Below are 17,011 nucleotides of genomic sequence, written 5' to 3'. Positions count from 1 at the left end.
GGAATGGGCGTCTACGACGCCGACGTCACGCGGTAGACGTCGTAGACGCCTTCGACGTTGCGCACCACGTTGAGCACGTGTCCCAGGTGCTTCGGGTCGCCCATCTCGAAGGTGAACTTCGAGATGGCCACGCGGTCGCGGCTGGTCGTCACCGACGCCGACAGGATGTTGACCCGCTCGTCGGCGAGCACCCGCGTCACGTCCGACAGCAGTCGGGAACGGTCGAGTGCCTCGACCTGGATGGCGACGAGGAACACCGACGACGGCGAGGGCGCCCAGGTGACGTCGATGATCCGCTCGGACTGCTGTTGCAGCGCATCGGCATTCGTACAGTCGGTGCGGTGGACGCTGATGCCACCGCCGCGGGTCACGAAGCCCAGGATCTCGTCGCCGGGTACCGGGGTGCAACACTTCGCGAGCTTCGCGACGACCCCCTCGGCGCCGGGCACGAGGACGCCGGCGTCGCCGGTCTGCCGCGTGCGGGTGGGCATCGTCGACGGGGTCGACCGTTCGGCCAGCTCCTCCTCGGCGTCGTCGAGGCCGCCGAGTGCGGCGACCAGTCGACCGACGACGTGCCGGGCCGACACGTGGCCCTCACCGATGGCGGTGTAGAGCGCGGAGACGTCGGCGTAGCGCAGCTCGGTGGCGATGGAGCCCACCGATTCGGCACTCATCAACCGCTGCAACGGGAGTCCACCGCGACGGACCTCCTTGGTGATCGCATCCTTGCCCGCCTCGAGCGCCTCCTCGCGACGCTCCTTGGCGAACCACTGCCGGATCTTGGTCTTCGCGCGCGGTGAGACGACGAAACCCTGCCAGTCGCGGGACGGCCCGGCGTTGGGCGCCTTGGAGGTGAACACCTCCACCACCTCGCCGTTCTCCAGCGTGCGTTCGAGCGCCACGAGGCGACCGTTCACGCGGGCGCCGATGCAGCGGTGCCCGACCTCGGTGTGCACCGCGTAGGCGAAATCGACCGGTGTCGAACCGGCGGGCAACGTGATGACGTCACCCTTGGGCGTGAACGCGAAGATCTCCTTGACCGCGAGGTCATAGCGCAGCGACTCCAGGAACTCGCCGGGGTCGGCCGCCTCGCGCTGCCAGTCGAGGAGCTGACGCATCCAGGCCATCTCGTCGATCTCGTTGGCGTCGTCGTGCTTGGCGCCGTTGCGGCCGCGGGTCTCCTTGTAGCGCCAATGCGCGGCGATACCGAACTCGGCGGTGCGGTGCATGTCGCGGGTGCGGATCTGCACCTCCAGCGGCTTGCCCTCCGGGCCGATCACGGTGGTGTGCAGCGACTGGTAGACGCCGTAGCGCGGCTGGGCGATGTAGTCCTTGAACCGGCCCGCCATCGGCTGCCACAGCGAGTGCACGACACCGACGGCGGCGTAGCAGTCGCGGATCTGCTCGCACAGGATGCGCATGCCGACGAGATCGTGAATGTCGTCGAACTCCTTGCCCTTGACGATCATCTTCTGATAGATCGACCAGTAGTGCTTGGGGCGACCCTCCACGGTCGCGTCGATGCGAGAACCGTTGAGGGCCTTGGTGATCTCGGTGCGCACTTTCGCGAGGTAGGTGTCGCGCGACGGTGCCCGGTCGGCGACGAGTCGCACGATCTCCTCGTAGCGCTTGGGGTGCAGGATCGCGAACGAGAGGTCCTCGAGTTCCCACTTCACCGTCGCCATACCGAGCCGATGGGCCAGCGGCGCGATGACCTCGAGAGTCTCGCGGGCCTTGCGGGCCTGCTTCTCCGGGGGCAGGAAGCGCATGGTGCGCATGTTGTGCAGGCGGTCGGCGACCTTGATGACCAGCACGCGCGGGTCGCGCGCCATGGCGATGATCATCTTGCGGATGGTCTCGGCCTCGGCGGCGTTGCCGAGGGCGACCTTGTCGAGTTTGGTGACACCGTCGACGAGATGGGCGACCTCGTCGCCGAATTCGGCGCCCAAGGCCTCGAGGCTGTAGCCGGTGTCCTCGACGGTGTCGTGGAGCAGCGCCGCGACCAGGGTGGTGGTGTCCATGCCCAGGTCGGCCAGGATGGTCGCCACCGCCAGCGGGTGGGTGATGTACGGGTCACCCGATTTGCGGAACTGCCCGTCGTGGTACTGATCGGCGACGTCGTAGGCACGTTGCAACACGGCGACGTCGGCCTTGGGATAGAGATCGCGGTGCAGGGCGACGAGCGGTTCGAGGACCGGGCGGATCGGGTTGCGGGTGGCGGTCATCCGGCGCGCGAGACGCGCACGCACACGGCGCGAGGTCGACGACCCGACCGGCGCGGAGGTGCTCACCGCGGCGTGGGGTTCGGTGTCGGTGGCGACGTCGGGCGACGCCCCGTCGGTCTCGCGCACGTCGGGCTGATCGGTCACACGCACCTCCTCGACTCGCCGACGGCATACCGACGTCCGGTGGTCGCGGCGCTGGTGGCGATGGTAGTCCTCAGCCGGTGGTGAGCGCGGTCAGCGTCAGATCCGGGTGCGCCGAGGCGACCGCGGCGCGCCCGGGCAGACCGTCGATCTCCATGACCACCGCCGCCGACGCGACGACGGCACCGGCGTCGAGCAACAGTCCGATGGCCGCGTTGAGGGTGCCGCCGGTGGCCAGCACGTCGTCGACGACGAACACCCGTCGCCCCCGTAGATCGATGCCGTCGGCGGGGATCTCGAGCGAGGCCGACCCGTATTCCAGGTCGTAGGTGGCCGAGTGGACCGGCGGCGGCAGTTTGCCCGCCTTGCGGACCGCCACCACACCGAGACCGCTGTGCAGGGCGATCGCGCCGCCGAGGAGGAACCCACGGGCATCGATACCGGCGACGAGGTCGACGTCACCGGACACCGAAGCGAGCGCGGCGGTCACCGACGCCAGGCCGGCGGGGTCGGCGAGCACGGGTGTCAGGTCCTTGAACTGGATGCCCGGCGACGGGAAATCGGGCACCAACCGGGTGTGGTCGGCGATCGCCGTCCGCGCCCGTTCGATCGTCTCGCTCATCGCGTCCTGCGACGCTTGCCCGACGGACGCTCGTCGGAGCCCGCAGCCGCCGACCGTGCGCCTGCCGACCGTGGCGAGGCCGACGCGGTGGCCAGTTCCGGCTCGGTGAGACCGGCGTCCATGCGGACACGGCGCGCCAGCACCTTCTCGGTGTGCGTCTTGATCTCGCCGCGACGCTCCTTGAGCGTCACCAGCAGCGGCGTCGCGAAGAAGATCGACGAGTACGCGCCGACCACGACGCCGACGAGCTGGATGAGCCCGAGGTCCTTGAGCGTGCCCACACCCAGCAGCCACACGGCGACGATCATCAGCGAGATGATCGGCAGCACCGAGATGACGGTGGTGTTGATCGATCGCATCAGCGTCTGGTTGACGGCCAGGTTGGCCTGTTCGGCGTAGGTCCGGCGGGTGGTCTTGAGGACCGCCCGTACGTTCTCCTCGACCTTGTCGAACACCACCACCGTGTCGTAGAGCGAGAAACCCAGGATGGTGAGCAGCCCGATGACGGTCGCCGGGGTGACCTCGAAGCCCACCAGCGAGTAGACGCCGGCGGTGCAGACGATGTCGAAGATGAGCGACGCCATGGCCGCCGCCGACATCTCCCGGTCGAAGCGGACCGCGATGTAGATGAGGACGATGACGAGGAACACCGCGAGGGCGATGAGTGCCTTCTCGGTGATCTCACCGCCCCAGGTGGAGCTGACATCGGAGGAGTTGATGTCGTCGGCGGTCAGCTGCGGGCCGAACCGTTCGACGAGCGCGGCGGTGATCTTCTCGGTGTCGGCCTGCGACAGCGTGGAGGTCCGGATCTGCACGGTCTCGCTCGATCCCGATCCGGCGGTCTGCACCGTCTGCGGGTCGGTGCCCATCGCGTTCGAGAACGCCTCCTCGACCGCCGAGGTCGACGTCTGCGGGGTCGAGGAGAACGAGATCTGGGTGCCGCCCTCGAAATCGATGCCGAGGGTGAACCCGCGGAACACGATGCTCAACACGCAGATCAGCATGATGACGGCGCTGACGATGTACCACATCTTGCGCTTGCCGACGATCTCGAACGCACCGGTGCCGGTGTAGAGGCGACTCAGCAGCGAATGCTGCTTGGCGATCTCGTTGTTGCGGGCCTCGCTGGCACGGTCGTCGATCGGGGTGTCGAACCCGGTGGTGTCGTCGCTCATCAGACGCTCTCCTTCTGCGCCGCGGCGGTACCGGCGCCCGAGCGCGCGGCGGCCAGGCGGCGTTCCTTCGCGACCTCGGAGACTCCCCCGAGACCGTTGACCGACGGTTTGGACAGGAACGACGACCGGCTGGCCAGCGCGACCAACGGATGGGTCACGAGGAAGACCACGACGAGGTCGAGGATGGTCGTCAGGCCGAGGGTGAACGCGAACCCGCGGACCTCACCGATGGCCAGGAAGTAGATCGCGGCGGCGGCGATGAAGCTGACCGCGTTGCCCGACCAGACGGTGCGGCGGGCACGGGCCCAACCGCGCGGGACCGCGGACCGGAAACTGCGGCCGTCGCGCATCTCATCTTTTATTCGTTCGAAGTAGACGACGAACGAGTCGGCGGTCATGCCGATACCGATGATGAGGCCGGCGATACCCGACAGGTCGAGGGTGAAGCCGATGTAGCGACCGAGCAGCACCATGATCCCGTAGACCATGAGCCCGGCGACGATCAGCGACAGCATCGTGAGGAATCCGAGCATGCGGTAGTAGAGGAGGGCGTAGAGCAGCACCGCGACGAGACCGATCGCGCCGGCGATGAGACCAGCCCGCAACGACGACAGTCCCAGGGTCGCCGAGACCGTCTGCGCATCAGAGGATTTGAACGACAACGGCAGCGACCCGTACTTGAGGACGTTGGCGAGGTCCTTCGCACCGGACTGTGAGAAGTTGCCGCTGATCTCGGTGGTCGGGGTCGTGATGGCGCCCTGGATCTGCGGCGCGCTGACCACGCGGGAGTCGAGGGTGAATGCGGTCTGCTTGCCGATGTTGGCGCCGGTGTACTTCGGCCAGAAATCGCGCGCGGCGTTGCGGAACTCGACCTGCACGATCCACGCGCCGCCCTGGGAGCTGGTGGTGGCGGTGGCGTCGGCGATGTCGCGGCCGTCGATGATCTGCGGTGCGAGCAGATAGACCTGCGTCCCGTCCTGCGAGCACGCGACGAGGTACTGGCTCGGATCGTCGTTGCCCTGCAGCGGGTCGGTGTTCCGGGGGTTGCAGTCGGTCTTCGCCATCTGCGCGGTCAGCTTCGACACCGCCGCCTGGTTGGCCGCGGCGTCGCCGCCCGCGGCCTGGCGCAGGGCCTTGGCGGCGGCGATCGCCTGGGCCGCGGTCTGACCCTCGGGGACCGGCGCGGCCTGTTGCGGTGTCGCCGGAAGGACGTTCTCGACCGGACGGACGTAGAGACGCGCAGTCTGACCGAGCGTCCGGGCCTGCCGTCCGTCGGTGCCGGGCACGGTGATGACCAGGTTGTTGCCGTCGGTGATCACCTCGGAACCACCCACACCGAGGCCGTTGACGCGCTGCTCGATGATCTGCTTGGCCTTGTCGAGCTGATCCTTCTGCGGCGCACTGCCGTCGGGGGTGCGGGCGGTGAGCGTGACCCGGGTCCCGCCCTGCAGGTCGATGCCGAGTTTCGGTTCGGGCTTGCCGCCGCCGGTGAAGAACACCAGTGCGTAGACGATGACCATCAACAACAGGAAGACGCTCAACAACCGCACAGGCGGGATCTCACGTTTGGACGGTGCCACGGGTGCTACGACTCCTCGGATGGACTGTTTCGCCACCGGTTGTCCCCGGCGGCTCGCTCAGACAGGCTACGTGGCCGGCCGGGGTGGTTTCGATCAGCTGTCGCCGTCGGCCTTCTTGTCGAGCGTGATCGGACGATCGACGTCGCCGTCGAAGCCGGTGTCGTCGTCATCGTCGAGCGCGTCGGCCGGCGTGGTGTCGGCGCCGGGGAACGATCCGGCGAGGTCGTCGGCGTGCACGACCTCGCGCACCGCCAGGCGGTTCCACCGCACCACGACACCGGGCGCCAGTTCGAGGTCGACGACGCCGTCGGCGAGGCCGACCACGGTGCCGTACATGCCCGAGGTGGTCTGCACGCGGGCGCCGGGCTGCAGGGCGTCCTGCATCTCCTGGACCTGCGCGGCGGCCTTCTTCTGGCGCCGGACCGACAGGAACATGAAGCCGACGAGGACGAGCAGGACGATCGGGAAGAGCAGTTCCATGGTGGTGGGTCAATCCTTGGTGTTGTCCGGCTGTGCGGGTGGCAGCGGCCGGGTCCGGAGGGTCACCGCCGCAACTCCCACGTGTGCGTGGGGCGGCGGTGCGCAGGGCGTGGCGGCCGCCACGCTCGGTCACCCAGTGTGCCATCTCGACGGCGGGCCCCGACAATCTTCGCCCGCCCGGCCGATCGTCGGTCCTGCCCGGCCGGTTCGCGCGTCAGAAGTCGGGACCGAAGAGGGAGTCGCCGTCGTCGCGGACGCGGACCCCGAACGAGGCGTTCAGCGCCCCCGCGGGCGGGGTGAGATCGAGATGGTGCCAGGCTGCGGCCGTCGCCACCCGGCCCCGAGGGGTGCGCGCGATCATCCCGGCCCGGACCAGGAAGGGTTCGCACACCTCCTCCACCGTCGCCGGTTCCTCACCCACGGCCACGGCGAGCGTCGACACGCCGACGGGCCCGCCTCCGAATCCCTTGACCAGCGCGCCGAGAACCGCCCGGTCGAGGCGGTCGAAGCCCAGTTCGTCGACGTCGTAGACCCGCAGCGCGGCGCGTGCCACCTCGAGGGTGACGCGTCCGTCGCCGCGGACCTCGGCGTAGTCGCGCACCCGGCGCAGCAGGCGGTTGGCGATACGGGGGGTCCCACGTGAGCGCCCGGCGATCTCGGCGCCCGCCTCGTGGTCGAGGCGCACACCGAGGATCCCCGCCGAGCGGGTGATGACCCGAAGCAGCTCCGAGGGCTCGTAGAACTCCATGTGTGCGGTGAACCCGAACCGGTCGCGCAGCGGGCCGGTCAACGAGCCCGAGCGGGTGGTCGCCCCGACGAGGGTGAACGGGGCGACGTCGAGCGGAATGGACGTGGCGCCGGGACCCTTGCCCACCACCACGTCGACCCGGTAGTCCTCCATCGCGAGGTAGAGCATCTCCTCGGCGGGGCGCGCGATGCGGTGGATCTCGTCGATGAAGAGGACATCGCCCTCGACCAGATTCGACAGCATCGCGGCGAGGTCGCCGGCCCGTTCGAGGGCCGGACCCGAGGTCACCCGGATGGCGGCGCCCATCTCGCCGGCGATGATCATCGCCAGCGAGGTCTTGCCCAGTCCCGGGGGTCCCGACAACAGGATGTGGTCGGGCGTCCCGCCGCGACCACGGGCACCCGCGAGCACCAGTTCGAGCTGCTCGCAGACCCGGGGCTGGCCGATGAAGTCGGTGAGGCTGCGTGGCCGCAGATTGGTGTCGAGGTCTCCGTCGGAGGTGACGGTGAACGGGCTGACGTCGCGGTCGTCGGGGGATTCGACCGGGTCGCCGTCGGGGGTCATCGGGCCCCCCGGCCGAGCGACGCGAGGGCGGTGCGCAGCGTGCGGGCGGAGTCGGCGTCGGGTTCGTCGGCGAGGACGGCGGCCACGGCGCGTTCGGCGGCGGGCGCGGGGAACCCGAGACCGACGAGGGCCTCGACGACCTGATCGCCGACACTCATCGACGCCGTGACCCCGGTGCCCGTGTCGGGCGTGCTGCCCGGCCGGTCGACCTTGTCGCGTAGTTCGACCACCAACCGCTCCCCGACCCGCTTGCCGATCCCCGGGACGGTGCACAGGGCCTTGACGTCGGAATCGGCGAGCGCACGTCGCAACGCGGCGGGTTCGAGCACGGCGAGGGTGGCCATGGCCAGGCGGGGACCCACGCCGGTCACGGTCTGCAACAGCGCGAACAGATCCCGCGCGTCGGGTTCGGTGAACCCGTAGAGGGTCATCGAGTCCTCGCGCACGATCATCGCCGTGAGCAGTGTCGCCTCGCTCCCCCGCTGCAACGACGACAGCGTCGACGGGGTGGCGAGAACGCGGTAACCCACACCGCCGCAATCGATCACGACGTGATCGAGTGCGATGTGCAGGACGGGACCACGCACCGACGCGATCATCGAGGTGTCCTGTTCGCGGCGACCTTCGCCCGACGCTCGGTGTCCGCCGCGGCGGCACGTGCGACAGCGGCCCGGGCCGCGGCCACCTGCACCGCTGCACGGGCCTCGGCGGCGGCGAGCCGCTCGGCGATCGGTCCGCGCCAGCAGTGACAGATGGCCAACGCGAGGGCGTCGGCGGCGTCGGCAGGCTGCGGCTTGGTCTGCATCCCGAGGATGCGGGTCACCATCGTGGTGACCTGCGCCTTGTCGGCGCGACCGCTGCCGGTGACCGCGGCCTTCACTTCGCTGGGGGTGTGGAAGCGCACCGGGATGCCGTGTTGCGCGGCGGCGAGGGCGACGACGCCGCCGGCCTGCGCGGTGCCCATGGCGGTGCTCACCTGGTTCTGCGCGAAGACGCGTTCCACCGCGACGACATCGGGGTGGTGGGTCTCGATCCAGTGGACCGCCGCGGCGTGGATCGCGAGGAGGCGTTCGGCGAGTTCCATGTCCGACGGGGTGCGCACGACGTCGACGTCGAGCGCCGTGACCGCCCGACCACCGCCGGACTCGACGAGTGCGATACCGCATCGGGTCAAGCCGGGATCGACTCCCATCACACGCACGCATTCTCCCGCCGCAGACGAACAACTGTTCGACATGGTAGCGGTCCGGACGGACGGCATCACCGATCGACACGACACAATGGACACCGATGCCCGCGTACCGCTCGACCACCCCCGACGGTCTCGTCGACCTGTGTGTCGAGGTCATCTCGCGGCGCCCCGGGGTGGTCGTGGCCGGGGTCGACGGCGCCGATGCGGCACGTCCGATCGAGCTCGCCGAGCGGATCGCGCAGGCGCTGCGAGCGACGGGACGGGCCGCGGCGGTGGTGGCGGTCGACGATTATGTACGTCCGGCGTCGGTGCGCAAGGAGTTCGGCCACACCGACACCGAGAGCTACCGGACCATGTGGTTCGACTGGGCCGCCCTCGACCGTGAGGTGGTGACAGCGGTGCACGCCGACCGACAGTGGCTGCCGCGACTGTGGGACGCCACCACCGACCGGTCCCCACGCGACCGACCTCGACCGGCCGCGGCCGATCAGGTGGTGCTCGTGGCGGGACCGATGCTGCTCGGCCGAGGACTCGACATCGCCCCGACGGTGCGCCTGGAGATGAGTGCGGCGGCGTTACGGCGCCGGACACCGGCGTCGGACCACTGGACGATCGACGCCCTCGTCGACCACGCCGAGGAGGTCGCCGCGGTCGCCGACATCACCGTCCGCTACGACCATCCCGATCGACCTGCTGTCGGTGGGATCGACTGATCAGTCCTCGTCGAGCTCGGCGAGGACCTCGTCACTGATGTCTGCGTTGCTGTAGACGTTCTGCACGTCGTCGGAGTCCTCGAGCGCGTCGATGAGCTTGAAAACCTTACGTGCGCCCTCGGCGTCGACCGGCACCTCCACCGAGGCGCGGAAACTGGCCTCGGCCGAGTCGTAGTCGATGCCCGACTCCTGCAGCGCGGTGCGCACGGCCACGAGATCGGTGGGCTCGCTGATGATCTCGAACGAGTCACCGAGATCGGTGATCTCCTCGGCCCCGGCCTCGAGCACGGCGTCGAGCACCTGGTCCTCGGTCTGGTCGGCCTTCTCCAGCGTAACCACGCCGCGTCGGGTGAACAGGTACGAGACCGACCCGGGGTCGGCCATGTTCCCGCCGTTGCGCGTCATGGCGGTGCGTACCTCGCCCGCGGCACGGTTGCGGTTGTCGGTGAGGCACTCGATGAGGACGGCGACACCGTTGGGTCCGTACCCCTCGTACATGATGGTCTGCCAGTCCGCGCCGCCGGCTTCCTCGCCGCCACCGCGCTTGCGGGCGCGCTCGATGTTGTCGTTGGGCACCGAGGACTTCTTCGCCTTCTGGATGGCGTCGTAGAGCGTCGGGTTGCCCGACGGGTCGCCGCCACCGGTGCGTGCCGCCACCTCGATGTTCTTCACCAGCTTCGCGAACATCTTGCCGCGCTTGGCGTCGACCACCGCCTTCTTGTGCTTGGTGGTGGCCCACTTGGAATGGCCGCTCATCGCCGGTGCCCCTCTCTCCTGGCCGCGCCGTGCAGTCCGCGCGCGCCGATCGTCATGCTGCGAGAAGCGATGTTACCCGCCGGGCCAGGCCGTTCCGGCGACGTCAGGCGCCTGCGGCGACGATGTCGGTGAAATAGCGGTGGATCCGTAGATCGCCGGTGACCTCGGGGTGGAACGACGTCGCCACCACCTGTCCCTGGCGCACGGCGACGACGCGTCCGGCCGCGGGGCCGTCGGGCACCCGACCGAGGACGGTGACACCGGCTCCGGTCGCCTCCACCCAGGGCGCCCGGATGAACACCGCCCGCATCGGTCCTCCTGGCACGTCGGTGATGTCGATGTCGGTCTCGAACGACTGCACCTGACGCCCGAAGGCGTTGCGCCGCACCGTGATGTCGAGGGCGTCGAGGTGGTGGGCGTCGGGGCGGGTGTCGAGGACGTCGGAGGCCAGCAGGATCATCCCCGCGCAGGAGCCGTAGGCGGGCATGCCCTCGGCGAGGCGGGTCCGCAGCGGCACCAGCAGGTCGAGCAGGTGGAGCAGGCGGCTCATGGTGGTCGACTCGCCGCCCGGGATCACGATGCCGTCGACGGCGTCGAGTTCGCTCGGCCTGCGGACCGTGACGGCGGTGGCGCCGACGGCCTCGAGCGCGGCCACGTGTTCGCGGACGTCACCCTGCAGCGCCAACACGCCGATCGTCGGCCTCCGGTCGGTGCCGGTCACCCCTGTCGGGCGTGCTGATCGGCAGGCATCGTGCGTCCCACCCGGGCCAGACCCTCCTGGGTGACCGCGGCGACCATCCGACCACTCGTGTCGAAGATGCGGCCCTGGGTCAGGGCGCGACCGTCCTCGGCCGACGGCGACGTCTGGTCGTAGAGCAACCATTCGTCGGCGCGGAAGGGGCGCAGGAACCACATCGCATGGTCGAGCGACGCCGACTGGGGATTGGAGTCGGGGTGGGCGACCTTGGCCGAACCGAGCAGCGTCATGTCGCTCATGTAGGCCAGCGTGCAGACGTGGAACACCTGGTCGTCGGGCAGCCGGTGCCGGTATTTGAACCACACCCGCTGCTGGGCGGCGAAGCGTTCGGCGCGGACCATCTGCTCGGCCGGGACGATCCGGATGTCGAAGTTCTCCCACTCCCGGAACACCGACCGCTGCGCCTCGGTGCGGGTGTGGAAGGGGTCGTCGAGGGTCTCCGGATCAGGCGCCGGCGGCATCTCGTCCTGGTGCACCAGGCCCTCGGACGGCACCCCGAAGGATGCCGACATGGTGAAGATCGCCTCTCCCGCCTGCACGCCGGTCACCCGACGCGTACAGAACGACCGGCCGTCGCGGATCCGGTCGACGAGGAAGATCGTCGGCTCGTCGGGGTTGCCCGGACGCAGGAAGTAGCCGTGCAGCGAGTGGACGCGGTACTCGGGTTCGACGGTGTGGGTGGCCGAGACCAACGCCTGCCCGGCGACCTGGCCACCGAAGGTGCGCAGCAGCTGGCTGGTGTAAGCCTTGCCGCGGTAGATGTCGGCGTCGATCGCCTCGAGTTCCAGGATCTCCTCGATCGTGGCCATCAGTCCTCTTCTCCCAGTTGACGAACCGTCGCGACGACGACGGTGACGTTGTCACGCGCGCCCAGGGCCAAGGTCGCCGACACCAGTTCGGAGGCGAGCGAGTCCGGTGTCGCCGACCGCTCGGCGATGATCTCCTCGAGTTCGGAGTCGGGCAACTCACCGGTCAGTCCGTCGGAGCAGATCAGCACCACGTCGCCGGCGACGACCGGGAACACGAAGAAGTCGGCCTGGGCGTCCATCCCGGCGCCCAGCGCGCGCGTGATGACGTTGCGGCGCGGGTCGACCCGGGCCTGCTCGGGGGTGAGATGGCCCGCGTCGATGAGCTCCTGGACCTGCGAGTGGTCGGTGGTCACCTGTTCGATGACGGCATCCGACCATCGGTAGGTGCGCGAGTCACCGATGTTGACCACCAGCCAGTGCGGGGCGCCCTCGTAGTCGACGATGAGCGCGCCGGTCACCGTGGTCCCGGCCCGCCGGCCGTGGGCCGAATCGATGTCGCCGATGTCGTGGGCTGCGGTGCGCAGCGCGACGAGGACGGCGTCGCGGGTGGTCGTCAGATCGGTCGGCTCCACCGCGCCGAGAGCGGCCAGCGCTGCCTCACTGGCGATCTCACCGCAGTCGTGCCCGCCCATGCCGTCGGCGAGCAGGTAGCGCCGATCGGTGACCAGGGCGGCGTCCTCGTTCGCCTCACGGACCAGACCGACGTCGCTGCGCGCGGCCCAGTCGATCCCGAAGCCACCGACCTCGTGTGATCCCGAGGCCGCGGAATCGCGCACTGTCGCCACCGCTGCCATCGTCACCACCCGCCCGTCGTCATCGCCGCCACCCCGCTCGTGCACCCCCGCGCGTACACCGCGGCTACCGGCTACCAGCCTCGTTCGGCGAGTCGGTGGCCGACGGGGAGCTGCTCGACGTTGATGCCGACCATCGCCTCCCCCAGGCCACGCGAGATCTTGGCCAGCACGTCGGCGTCGTCGTGGAAGGTGGTGGCCTGCACGATCGCCGACGCACGCTCGGCCGGGTTCCCGGACTTGAAGATGCCCGATCCGACGAACACGCCGTCGGCGCCGAGCTGCATCATCATCGCCGCGTCGGCGGGCGTCGCGATGCCGCCGGCGGTGAACAGCGTGACCGGGAGCCGTCCGAGACGCGCCACCTCGACCACGAGATCGTAGGGGGCCTGCAGCTCTTTCGCGGCGACGTAGAGCTCGTCGGGCGACAGCGAGGTGAGGCGACGGATCTCGCCGCCGATGGTGCGCATGTGGGTGGTGGCGTTGGAGACGTCGCCGGTGCCTGCCTCGCCCTTCGAGCGGATCATGGCCGCCCCCTCGGAGATACGCCGAAGCGCCTCACCGAGATTGGTCGCGCCGCACACGAACGGGACGGTGAAACGCCACTTGTCGATGTGGTGGGTGTAGTCGGCGGGGGTCAGCACCTCCGACTCGTCGATGTAGTCGACACCGAGGCTCTGCAGGATCTGCGCCTCGACGAAGTGACCGATGCGGGCCTTGGCCATCACCGGGATCGACACCGCGGCGATGATGCCGTCGATCATGTCGGGGTCGCTCATCCGGGAGACGCCGCCCTCGGCGCGGATGTCGGCGGGTACACGCTCGAGTGCCATGACCGCGACCGCGCCGGCGTCCTCGGCGATCTTCGCCTGCTCGGCGTTGACGACATCCATGATGACGCCGCCCTTGAGCATCTCGGCCATGCCGCGCTTGACGCGCGCAGTGCCTGCACCGGTCGGCTGATCGTGCTCGGTGGTTGCCTCGCTGGTCACTGTCATCTCTCCTGACGTACGTGCTGCTCGGTCGCGGCGGCCGCGACCGGTGTCGCCCACAGTGGGGTGTCGGATAATTCTAGGCCCACCACCGGCCGCGTCCCGCCATGGCCTCCGGCGCGGTCACCAGCACCGATGATGATCATGACGGTGGTCACATCCGGTGGCGACAGCCGTGATCAGCCGGCGACGCGTTCGACGATCTCCAGGTACTGCGGCTCGGGGGCCGTCCCGCCCAGGCGGAGCAGGCGCACCGGGCCGCGTCCGCGCAGCGCCAGGGTGTCGCGGACCGCATCGTTGTAGAAGCGGCGCGAGATCATCACCCGGGTGTCGGCGTCGGCGAGCTCGGCGACCAGCTGAGCCCGCAACGTCGACGAGTCGACCTTCGCGAGCTGGGCCGACACCTGGTTCTCGGCGAGGTCGCGGTCGGCGCGATCAGCCCGCTCGGCACGGTCGGCGCTCGCGATCAGTTCGCGGCCGTCGGCGCCGAGACCCGCCCCGATGGTGCGTGCGACCACCGCGCGACGCGCCAGGGCGGCGTCGAGGGCCTGCCATGCGAGGTCGACACGGACGTGCAGTCGGTCGAGTCGGTTCGCCGTCTTGTAGATCCATCCGATGCCGACGGAGACGATCGCCACCACGATGGCAACGATCAGGATCGTCACAGCCGAAATTGTCATCATCTGCCCCTTCGATGAGTGATCGGTCACCTCGCCCGGTACGAGCGGAGCGTGGGTGTCAGTCCTTGACCGACACCTTCCCCGAGCCGACGGTCACCGATTCGTAGACCTGGAGTATCTGATCGGCGATGCGCGACCAGTCGTAGCGACGGGCGCGCTGCTGTGCCCGGGCGACGAGTCGTTCACGTGTGTCGTCGTCTGCGAGGACCTCGATGACGCCCGAGGCCAACGCGGCGGGATCCCCCGCGCGGACCAGTCGTCCCGCGCGTCCGTCGTCGAGCACGCGTCGGAACGCGTCGAGGTCGCTGGCGATGACCGCCGCACCCGCCGCCATCGCCTCGACGAGCACGATGCCGAAGCTCTCGCCACCGAGGTTGGGGGCGCAGTAGACGTCGACCGACGCCAGCGCCCGCGCCTTGGTCGCGTCGTCGACCTGCCCGAGGAACACGAGGTGATCGGCGAGAGCGCCCGCACGTCGGCGCATCGCGCGCTCATGGCCGCTGCCGACGACGAGGACGGTGATGTCGGGGAACGACGAGACGATGCGCGGCAGCGCGCGCATCAGTACGTCGATGCCCTTGCGGGGTTCGTCGTAGCGGCCCAGGAACAGGATCGACCGGCCCTCACGGGGGAAGCCCTCGAGCGGTGTCGCCGAGGCGAAGGAGTCGACGTGGATGCCGTTGGGGATCTCGACGGCATCCGATCCCAGCGACTCCATCTGCCAACGGCGCGCGAGTTCTGACACGGCGATCTTGCCTCTGATCCGCTCGTGGTACGGACGCAGGATGCCCTGGAAGGTGCTCAGCCACAACGACTTCGTGGTCGATGTGTGGAACGTCGTGATGATCGGCCCCTGCGCGACGAACAGCGACAGCATGGAGATGCTCGGCGCGTTCGGCTCGTGGACGTGCAGTACGTCGAAGTCGCCGTCACGGATCCAGGTGCGCAGACGGCGGTAGGCCGTGGGCCCGAAGTTCACCTTCGACACCGACCCGTTGTAGGGGATGGCGAGCGCCGGTCCGACCGACACGACGTAGTCGGGCAGCATCGAGGTGTCGCCGGCCGGGGCCAGGACGCTCACGGTGTGTCCACGCTCGATGAACACCTGTGCGAGTTCCACCACGTGCGCCTGTACGCCGCCCGGGGTGTCGAACGAGTACGGGCAGATCATGCCGATCCTCATCGTGGGCCGGACCCCCCGTGGATCCGGTCGCGGCGTTCCTGCGACCAGTCGGACTCCCAGAGCGGCTGCAGCATGTGCCAGTCCTGCGGGTGGGCCGCGATGTTGCGTTCGAAGACCTCCGCGACCCGCTGCGTCGCGTCGACGACTCCCCCACTGACATCGACCGGCGGGTCACACAGGATCTGCGACGACGCACCGTCGGTGAAGAAGTGGTGGACCGGCATCAGGGCGGCGCCGGTCTCGATCGCCAACTTGGCCGGGCCCGCGGGCATCCGGGTGGGTTCACCGAAGAAGGTGACCGGAACGCCGTGTCGTGCCAGGTCGCGTTCACCGAGCAGGCACACCACGCCGCCGGCGCGCAGCCGGTCGGCGAGGAGGGGGAAGGGGGGCTGCTCGCCTCCGCTGAGCGGGAAGATCTCGAACCCGAGGCTCTCGCGGTAGGCCACGAACTTCTCGAACAGCGACTCGGGCTTGAGTCGTTCGGCCACGGTGGCGAACTGGCCCGTCTGCTGCACCAGCCACACCCCGGCCATGTCCCAGTTACCGCTGTGCGGCAGCGCGAACACGACGCCCTTGCCCTCGGCGTAGGCGGAGGTGAAGTGCGACAGGTCATCCGGAGCCACGTACACCCGCGAGGCCGCGGTCGCGAAGTCCATGGCCGGTAACCGGAACGCCTCGAACCAGTATCGGGCGTAGGACGCCATGGCCTCGCCCATCAGCGAATCGGGGACGGCCTCGGGGGCCACACCCAGCACACGGGAGAGGTTTCGCCGCAGCTGTTCCGGGCCGCCGCGGGATCCGATGCGGGAGCCGGCCGCCTCGAAGGCGCGTCGCGTCCTGGCCTCGGGTAGCCGGCGCACCACCGACCACCCTGCGCCGTACCCGAGGTCGGCGACGCGTTCGCCGAATGTCACGCGGGCGGCTCCGGAGTCGACTGTCCGGGACCGGTCGAGGTCTCGGTGTCGGCGGGACGACCGATGGGCAGCAGATCGCGGGCCCCGGGGCTATTCGAGATCGAGAGCATCCGCTGTCCCACGGTGACGACGCTGCCGACGGCGAGCAGCCAGACCGCGACGTGGATCAGCCATGGCATGCCGAGCTCGCTGAAGCCGGCGCCGACCAGGATGATGATGAGGCGCTCGGGACGCTCGATGAGCCCGCCGTTGCCGTCGAGGCCACTGGCCTCGGCGCGCGCCTTGGCGTACGAGATGACCTGCGAGGTGACCAGGCAGATCATCATCCCGACGAACAGCACCGGATGGTCCTCGGTCTGCAGGCACCACCAGCCCAGCGCCGCGAAGATCGCGCCGTCGGCGATGCGGTCGCATGTCGCGTCGAGGACGGCGCCGAAGCGGGTTCCGCCGCCGCGCTCGCGGGCCATCGCCCCGTCGATCATGTCGAACATGACGAACAGCCAGATCACCAGCGCACCGGCGAGCAGATGGCCCATGGGGAACAGGGTGACCGCCGCCGCGACCGACGCCACGGTCCCGATGACGGTCATCGAGTCGGGGGTGAGACCGGCCTTGAGCAGCACCCGGGCGATCGGCACGGTGATCTTGCTCATCCCGGCGCGACCGGTGATGGAGAGGAATCTGGCCAT

The 17,011-nt window shown here is 69.4% G+C and carries 17 protein-coding genes and 1 pseudogene; 1 reads left to right on the top strand and 17 read right to left on the bottom strand.

Annotation, left to right across the window (positions count from 1 at the left end; all coding sequences use genetic code 11):
• Positions 1-11: 11 nt before the first annotated feature.
• The 8 genes from ACLBW1_RS18620 to ruvC all read right to left on the bottom strand — a co-directional run bounded on the left by ACLBW1_RS18620 (position 12) and on the right by ruvC (position 8,736).
• Positions 12-2,291, bottom strand: coding sequence for a RelA/SpoT family protein (locus tag ACLBW1_RS18620; RefSeq protein ID WP_447813617.1), 2,280 nt, complete (start codon positions 2,289-2,291; stop codon positions 12-14).
• 148 nt (positions 2,292-2,439) lie between these two features.
• Positions 2,440-2,988: an adenine phosphoribosyltransferase gene (locus ACLBW1_RS18615; protein WP_447813283.1), complete on the bottom strand. Its 549-nt coding sequence runs from the start codon at positions 2,986-2,988 to the stop codon at positions 2,440-2,442.
• The gene (secF, locus tag ACLBW1_RS18610; RefSeq protein WP_447813282.1) at positions 2,985-4,163 is read right to left on the bottom strand and encodes a protein translocase subunit SecF; all 1,179 of its coding nucleotides are present in this window, start codon (positions 4,161-4,163) and stop codon (positions 2,985-2,987) included. The genes ACLBW1_RS18615 and secF overlap by 4 nt, the downstream gene beginning before the upstream one ends.
• Entirely contained in the window at positions 4,163-5,683 is a 1,521-nt protein-coding gene (gene secD / locus ACLBW1_RS18605) for a protein translocase subunit SecD (RefSeq protein WP_447813616.1), read from the bottom strand. Before secD ends, secF begins: the two co-directional genes overlap by 1 nt.
• Before the next feature lie 153 nt (positions 5,684-5,836).
• Positions 5,837-6,223, bottom strand: coding sequence for a preprotein translocase subunit YajC (gene yajC, locus ACLBW1_RS18600; protein ID WP_447813281.1), 387 nt, complete (start codon positions 6,221-6,223; stop codon positions 5,837-5,839).
• Between the two features lie 214 nt (positions 6,224-6,437).
• Positions 6,438-7,535, bottom strand: coding sequence for a Holliday junction branch migration DNA helicase RuvB (ruvB, locus tag ACLBW1_RS18595; RefSeq protein ID WP_447813280.1), 1,098 nt, complete (start codon positions 7,533-7,535; stop codon positions 6,438-6,440).
• Positions 7,532-8,134, bottom strand: a complete 603-nt coding sequence (gene ruvA / locus ACLBW1_RS18590) for a Holliday junction branch migration protein RuvA (RefSeq protein ID WP_447813279.1) — start codon at positions 8,132-8,134, stop codon at positions 7,532-7,534. Before ruvA ends, ruvB begins: the two co-directional genes overlap by 4 nt.
• A complete protein-coding gene (gene ruvC / locus ACLBW1_RS18585) occupies positions 8,131-8,736 on the bottom strand; it encodes a crossover junction endodeoxyribonuclease RuvC (protein ID WP_447813278.1) in 606 nt (201 codons plus the stop codon). Before ruvC ends, ruvA begins: the two co-directional genes overlap by 4 nt.
• An 89-nt stretch (positions 8,737-8,825) precedes the next feature.
• Here ruvC and ACLBW1_RS18580 point away from each other — a divergent pair, with 89 nt between their 5' ends.
• A complete protein-coding gene (locus ACLBW1_RS18580; protein ID WP_447813277.1) occupies positions 8,826-9,440 on the top strand; it encodes a hypothetical protein in 615 nt (204 codons plus the stop codon).
• Here ACLBW1_RS18580 and ACLBW1_RS18575 read toward each other — a convergent pair whose 3' ends face one another.
• From ACLBW1_RS18575 to pgsA, 9 genes and pseudogenes are all read right to left on the bottom strand, one after another.
• The gene (locus ACLBW1_RS18575; protein WP_447813276.1) at positions 9,441-10,196 is read right to left on the bottom strand and encodes a YebC/PmpR family DNA-binding transcriptional regulator; all 756 of its coding nucleotides are present in this window, start codon (positions 10,194-10,196) and stop codon (positions 9,441-9,443) included.
• 103 nt (positions 10,197-10,299) lie between these two features.
• Complete coding sequence (gene pdxT / locus ACLBW1_RS18570) at positions 10,300-10,917, bottom strand: pyridoxal 5'-phosphate synthase glutaminase subunit PdxT (RefSeq protein ID WP_447813275.1); 618 nt, start codon at positions 10,915-10,917, stop codon at positions 10,300-10,302.
• Positions 10,914-11,762, bottom strand: coding sequence for an acyl-CoA thioesterase (locus ACLBW1_RS18565; RefSeq protein ID WP_447813274.1), 849 nt, complete (start codon positions 11,760-11,762; stop codon positions 10,914-10,916). The genes pdxT and ACLBW1_RS18565 overlap by 4 nt, the downstream gene beginning before the upstream one ends.
• Complete coding sequence (locus ACLBW1_RS18560; protein WP_447813273.1) at positions 11,762-12,556, bottom strand: PP2C family protein-serine/threonine phosphatase; 795 nt, start codon at positions 12,554-12,556, stop codon at positions 11,762-11,764. Before ACLBW1_RS18560 ends, ACLBW1_RS18565 begins: the two co-directional genes overlap by 1 nt.
• A gap of 71 nt (positions 12,557-12,627) precedes the next feature.
• Positions 12,628-13,545, bottom strand: coding sequence for a pyridoxal 5'-phosphate synthase lyase subunit PdxS (gene pdxS / locus ACLBW1_RS18555; RefSeq protein ID WP_447813272.1), 918 nt, complete (start codon positions 13,543-13,545; stop codon positions 12,628-12,630).
• Positions 13,546-13,736: 191 nt separating this feature from the next.
• A pseudogene (locus tag ACLBW1_RS18550) lies at positions 13,737-14,225 on the bottom strand (exopolyphosphatase); the annotation flags it as partial.
• A gap of 58 nt (positions 14,226-14,283) precedes the next feature.
• Positions 14,284-15,408, bottom strand: coding sequence for a glycosyltransferase family 4 protein (locus ACLBW1_RS18545; protein ID WP_447813270.1), 1,125 nt, complete (start codon positions 15,406-15,408; stop codon positions 14,284-14,286).
• Positions 15,405-16,322 carry a phosphatidylinositol mannoside acyltransferase gene (locus ACLBW1_RS18540; RefSeq protein WP_447813269.1) on the bottom strand — a complete coding sequence of 306 codons (918 nt, stop codon included), beginning with the start codon at positions 16,320-16,322 and terminating at the stop codon, positions 15,405-15,407. Before ACLBW1_RS18540 ends, ACLBW1_RS18545 begins: the two co-directional genes overlap by 4 nt.
• Positions 16,319-17,011: a phosphatidylinositol phosphate synthase gene (gene pgsA / locus ACLBW1_RS18535; RefSeq protein ID WP_447813268.1), complete on the bottom strand. Its 693-nt coding sequence runs from the start codon at positions 17,009-17,011 to the stop codon at positions 16,319-16,321. Before pgsA ends, ACLBW1_RS18540 begins: the two co-directional genes overlap by 4 nt.

The organism is Williamsia sp. M5A3_1d (genome assembly GCF_053345315.1).
Note: the sequence above shows the minus strand (reverse complement) of the source record. Positions and strands in the feature narration are given on the sequence as shown.

Coding starts and splice junctions, on each gene's coding strand:
- ACLBW1_RS18615 (WP_447813283.1), bottom strand. CDS start 2,988: ATGAGCGAGACGATCGAACGGGCGCGGACGGCGATCGCCGACCACACC.
- secF (WP_447813282.1), bottom strand. CDS start 4,163: ATGAGCGACGACACCACCGGGTTCGACACCCCGATCGACGACCGTGCC.
- secD (WP_447813616.1), bottom strand. CDS start 5,683: ATGGTCATCGTCTACGCACTGGTGTTCTTCACCGGCGGCGGCAAGCCC.
- yajC (WP_447813281.1), bottom strand. CDS start 6,223: ATGGAACTGCTCTTCCCGATCGTCCTGCTCGTCCTCGTCGGCTTCATG.
- ruvB (WP_447813280.1), bottom strand. CDS start 7,535: ATGACCCCCGACGGCGACCCGGTCGAATCCCCCGACGACCGCGACGTC.
- ruvA (WP_447813279.1), bottom strand. CDS start 8,134: ATGATCGCGTCGGTGCGTGGTCCCGTCCTGCACATCGCACTCGATCAC.
- ACLBW1_RS18580 (WP_447813277.1), top strand. CDS start 8,826: ATGCCCGCGTACCGCTCGACCACCCCCGACGGTCTCGTCGACCTGTGT.
- ACLBW1_RS18575 (WP_447813276.1), bottom strand. CDS start 10,196: ATGAGCGGCCATTCCAAGTGGGCCACCACCAAGCACAAGAAGGCGGTG.
- ACLBW1_RS18565 (WP_447813274.1), bottom strand. CDS start 11,762: ATGGCCACGATCGAGGAGATCCTGGAACTCGAGGCGATCGACGCCGAC.
- ACLBW1_RS18560 (WP_447813273.1), bottom strand. CDS start 12,556: ATGGCAGCGGTGGCGACAGTGCGCGATTCCGCGGCCTCGGGATCACAC.
- ACLBW1_RS18545 (WP_447813270.1), bottom strand. CDS start 15,408: ATGAGGATCGGCATGATCTGCCCGTACTCGTTCGACACCCCGGGCGGC.
- pgsA (WP_447813268.1), bottom strand. CDS start 17,011: ATGGCCAGATTCCTCTCCATCACCGGTCGCGCCGGGATGAGCAAGATC.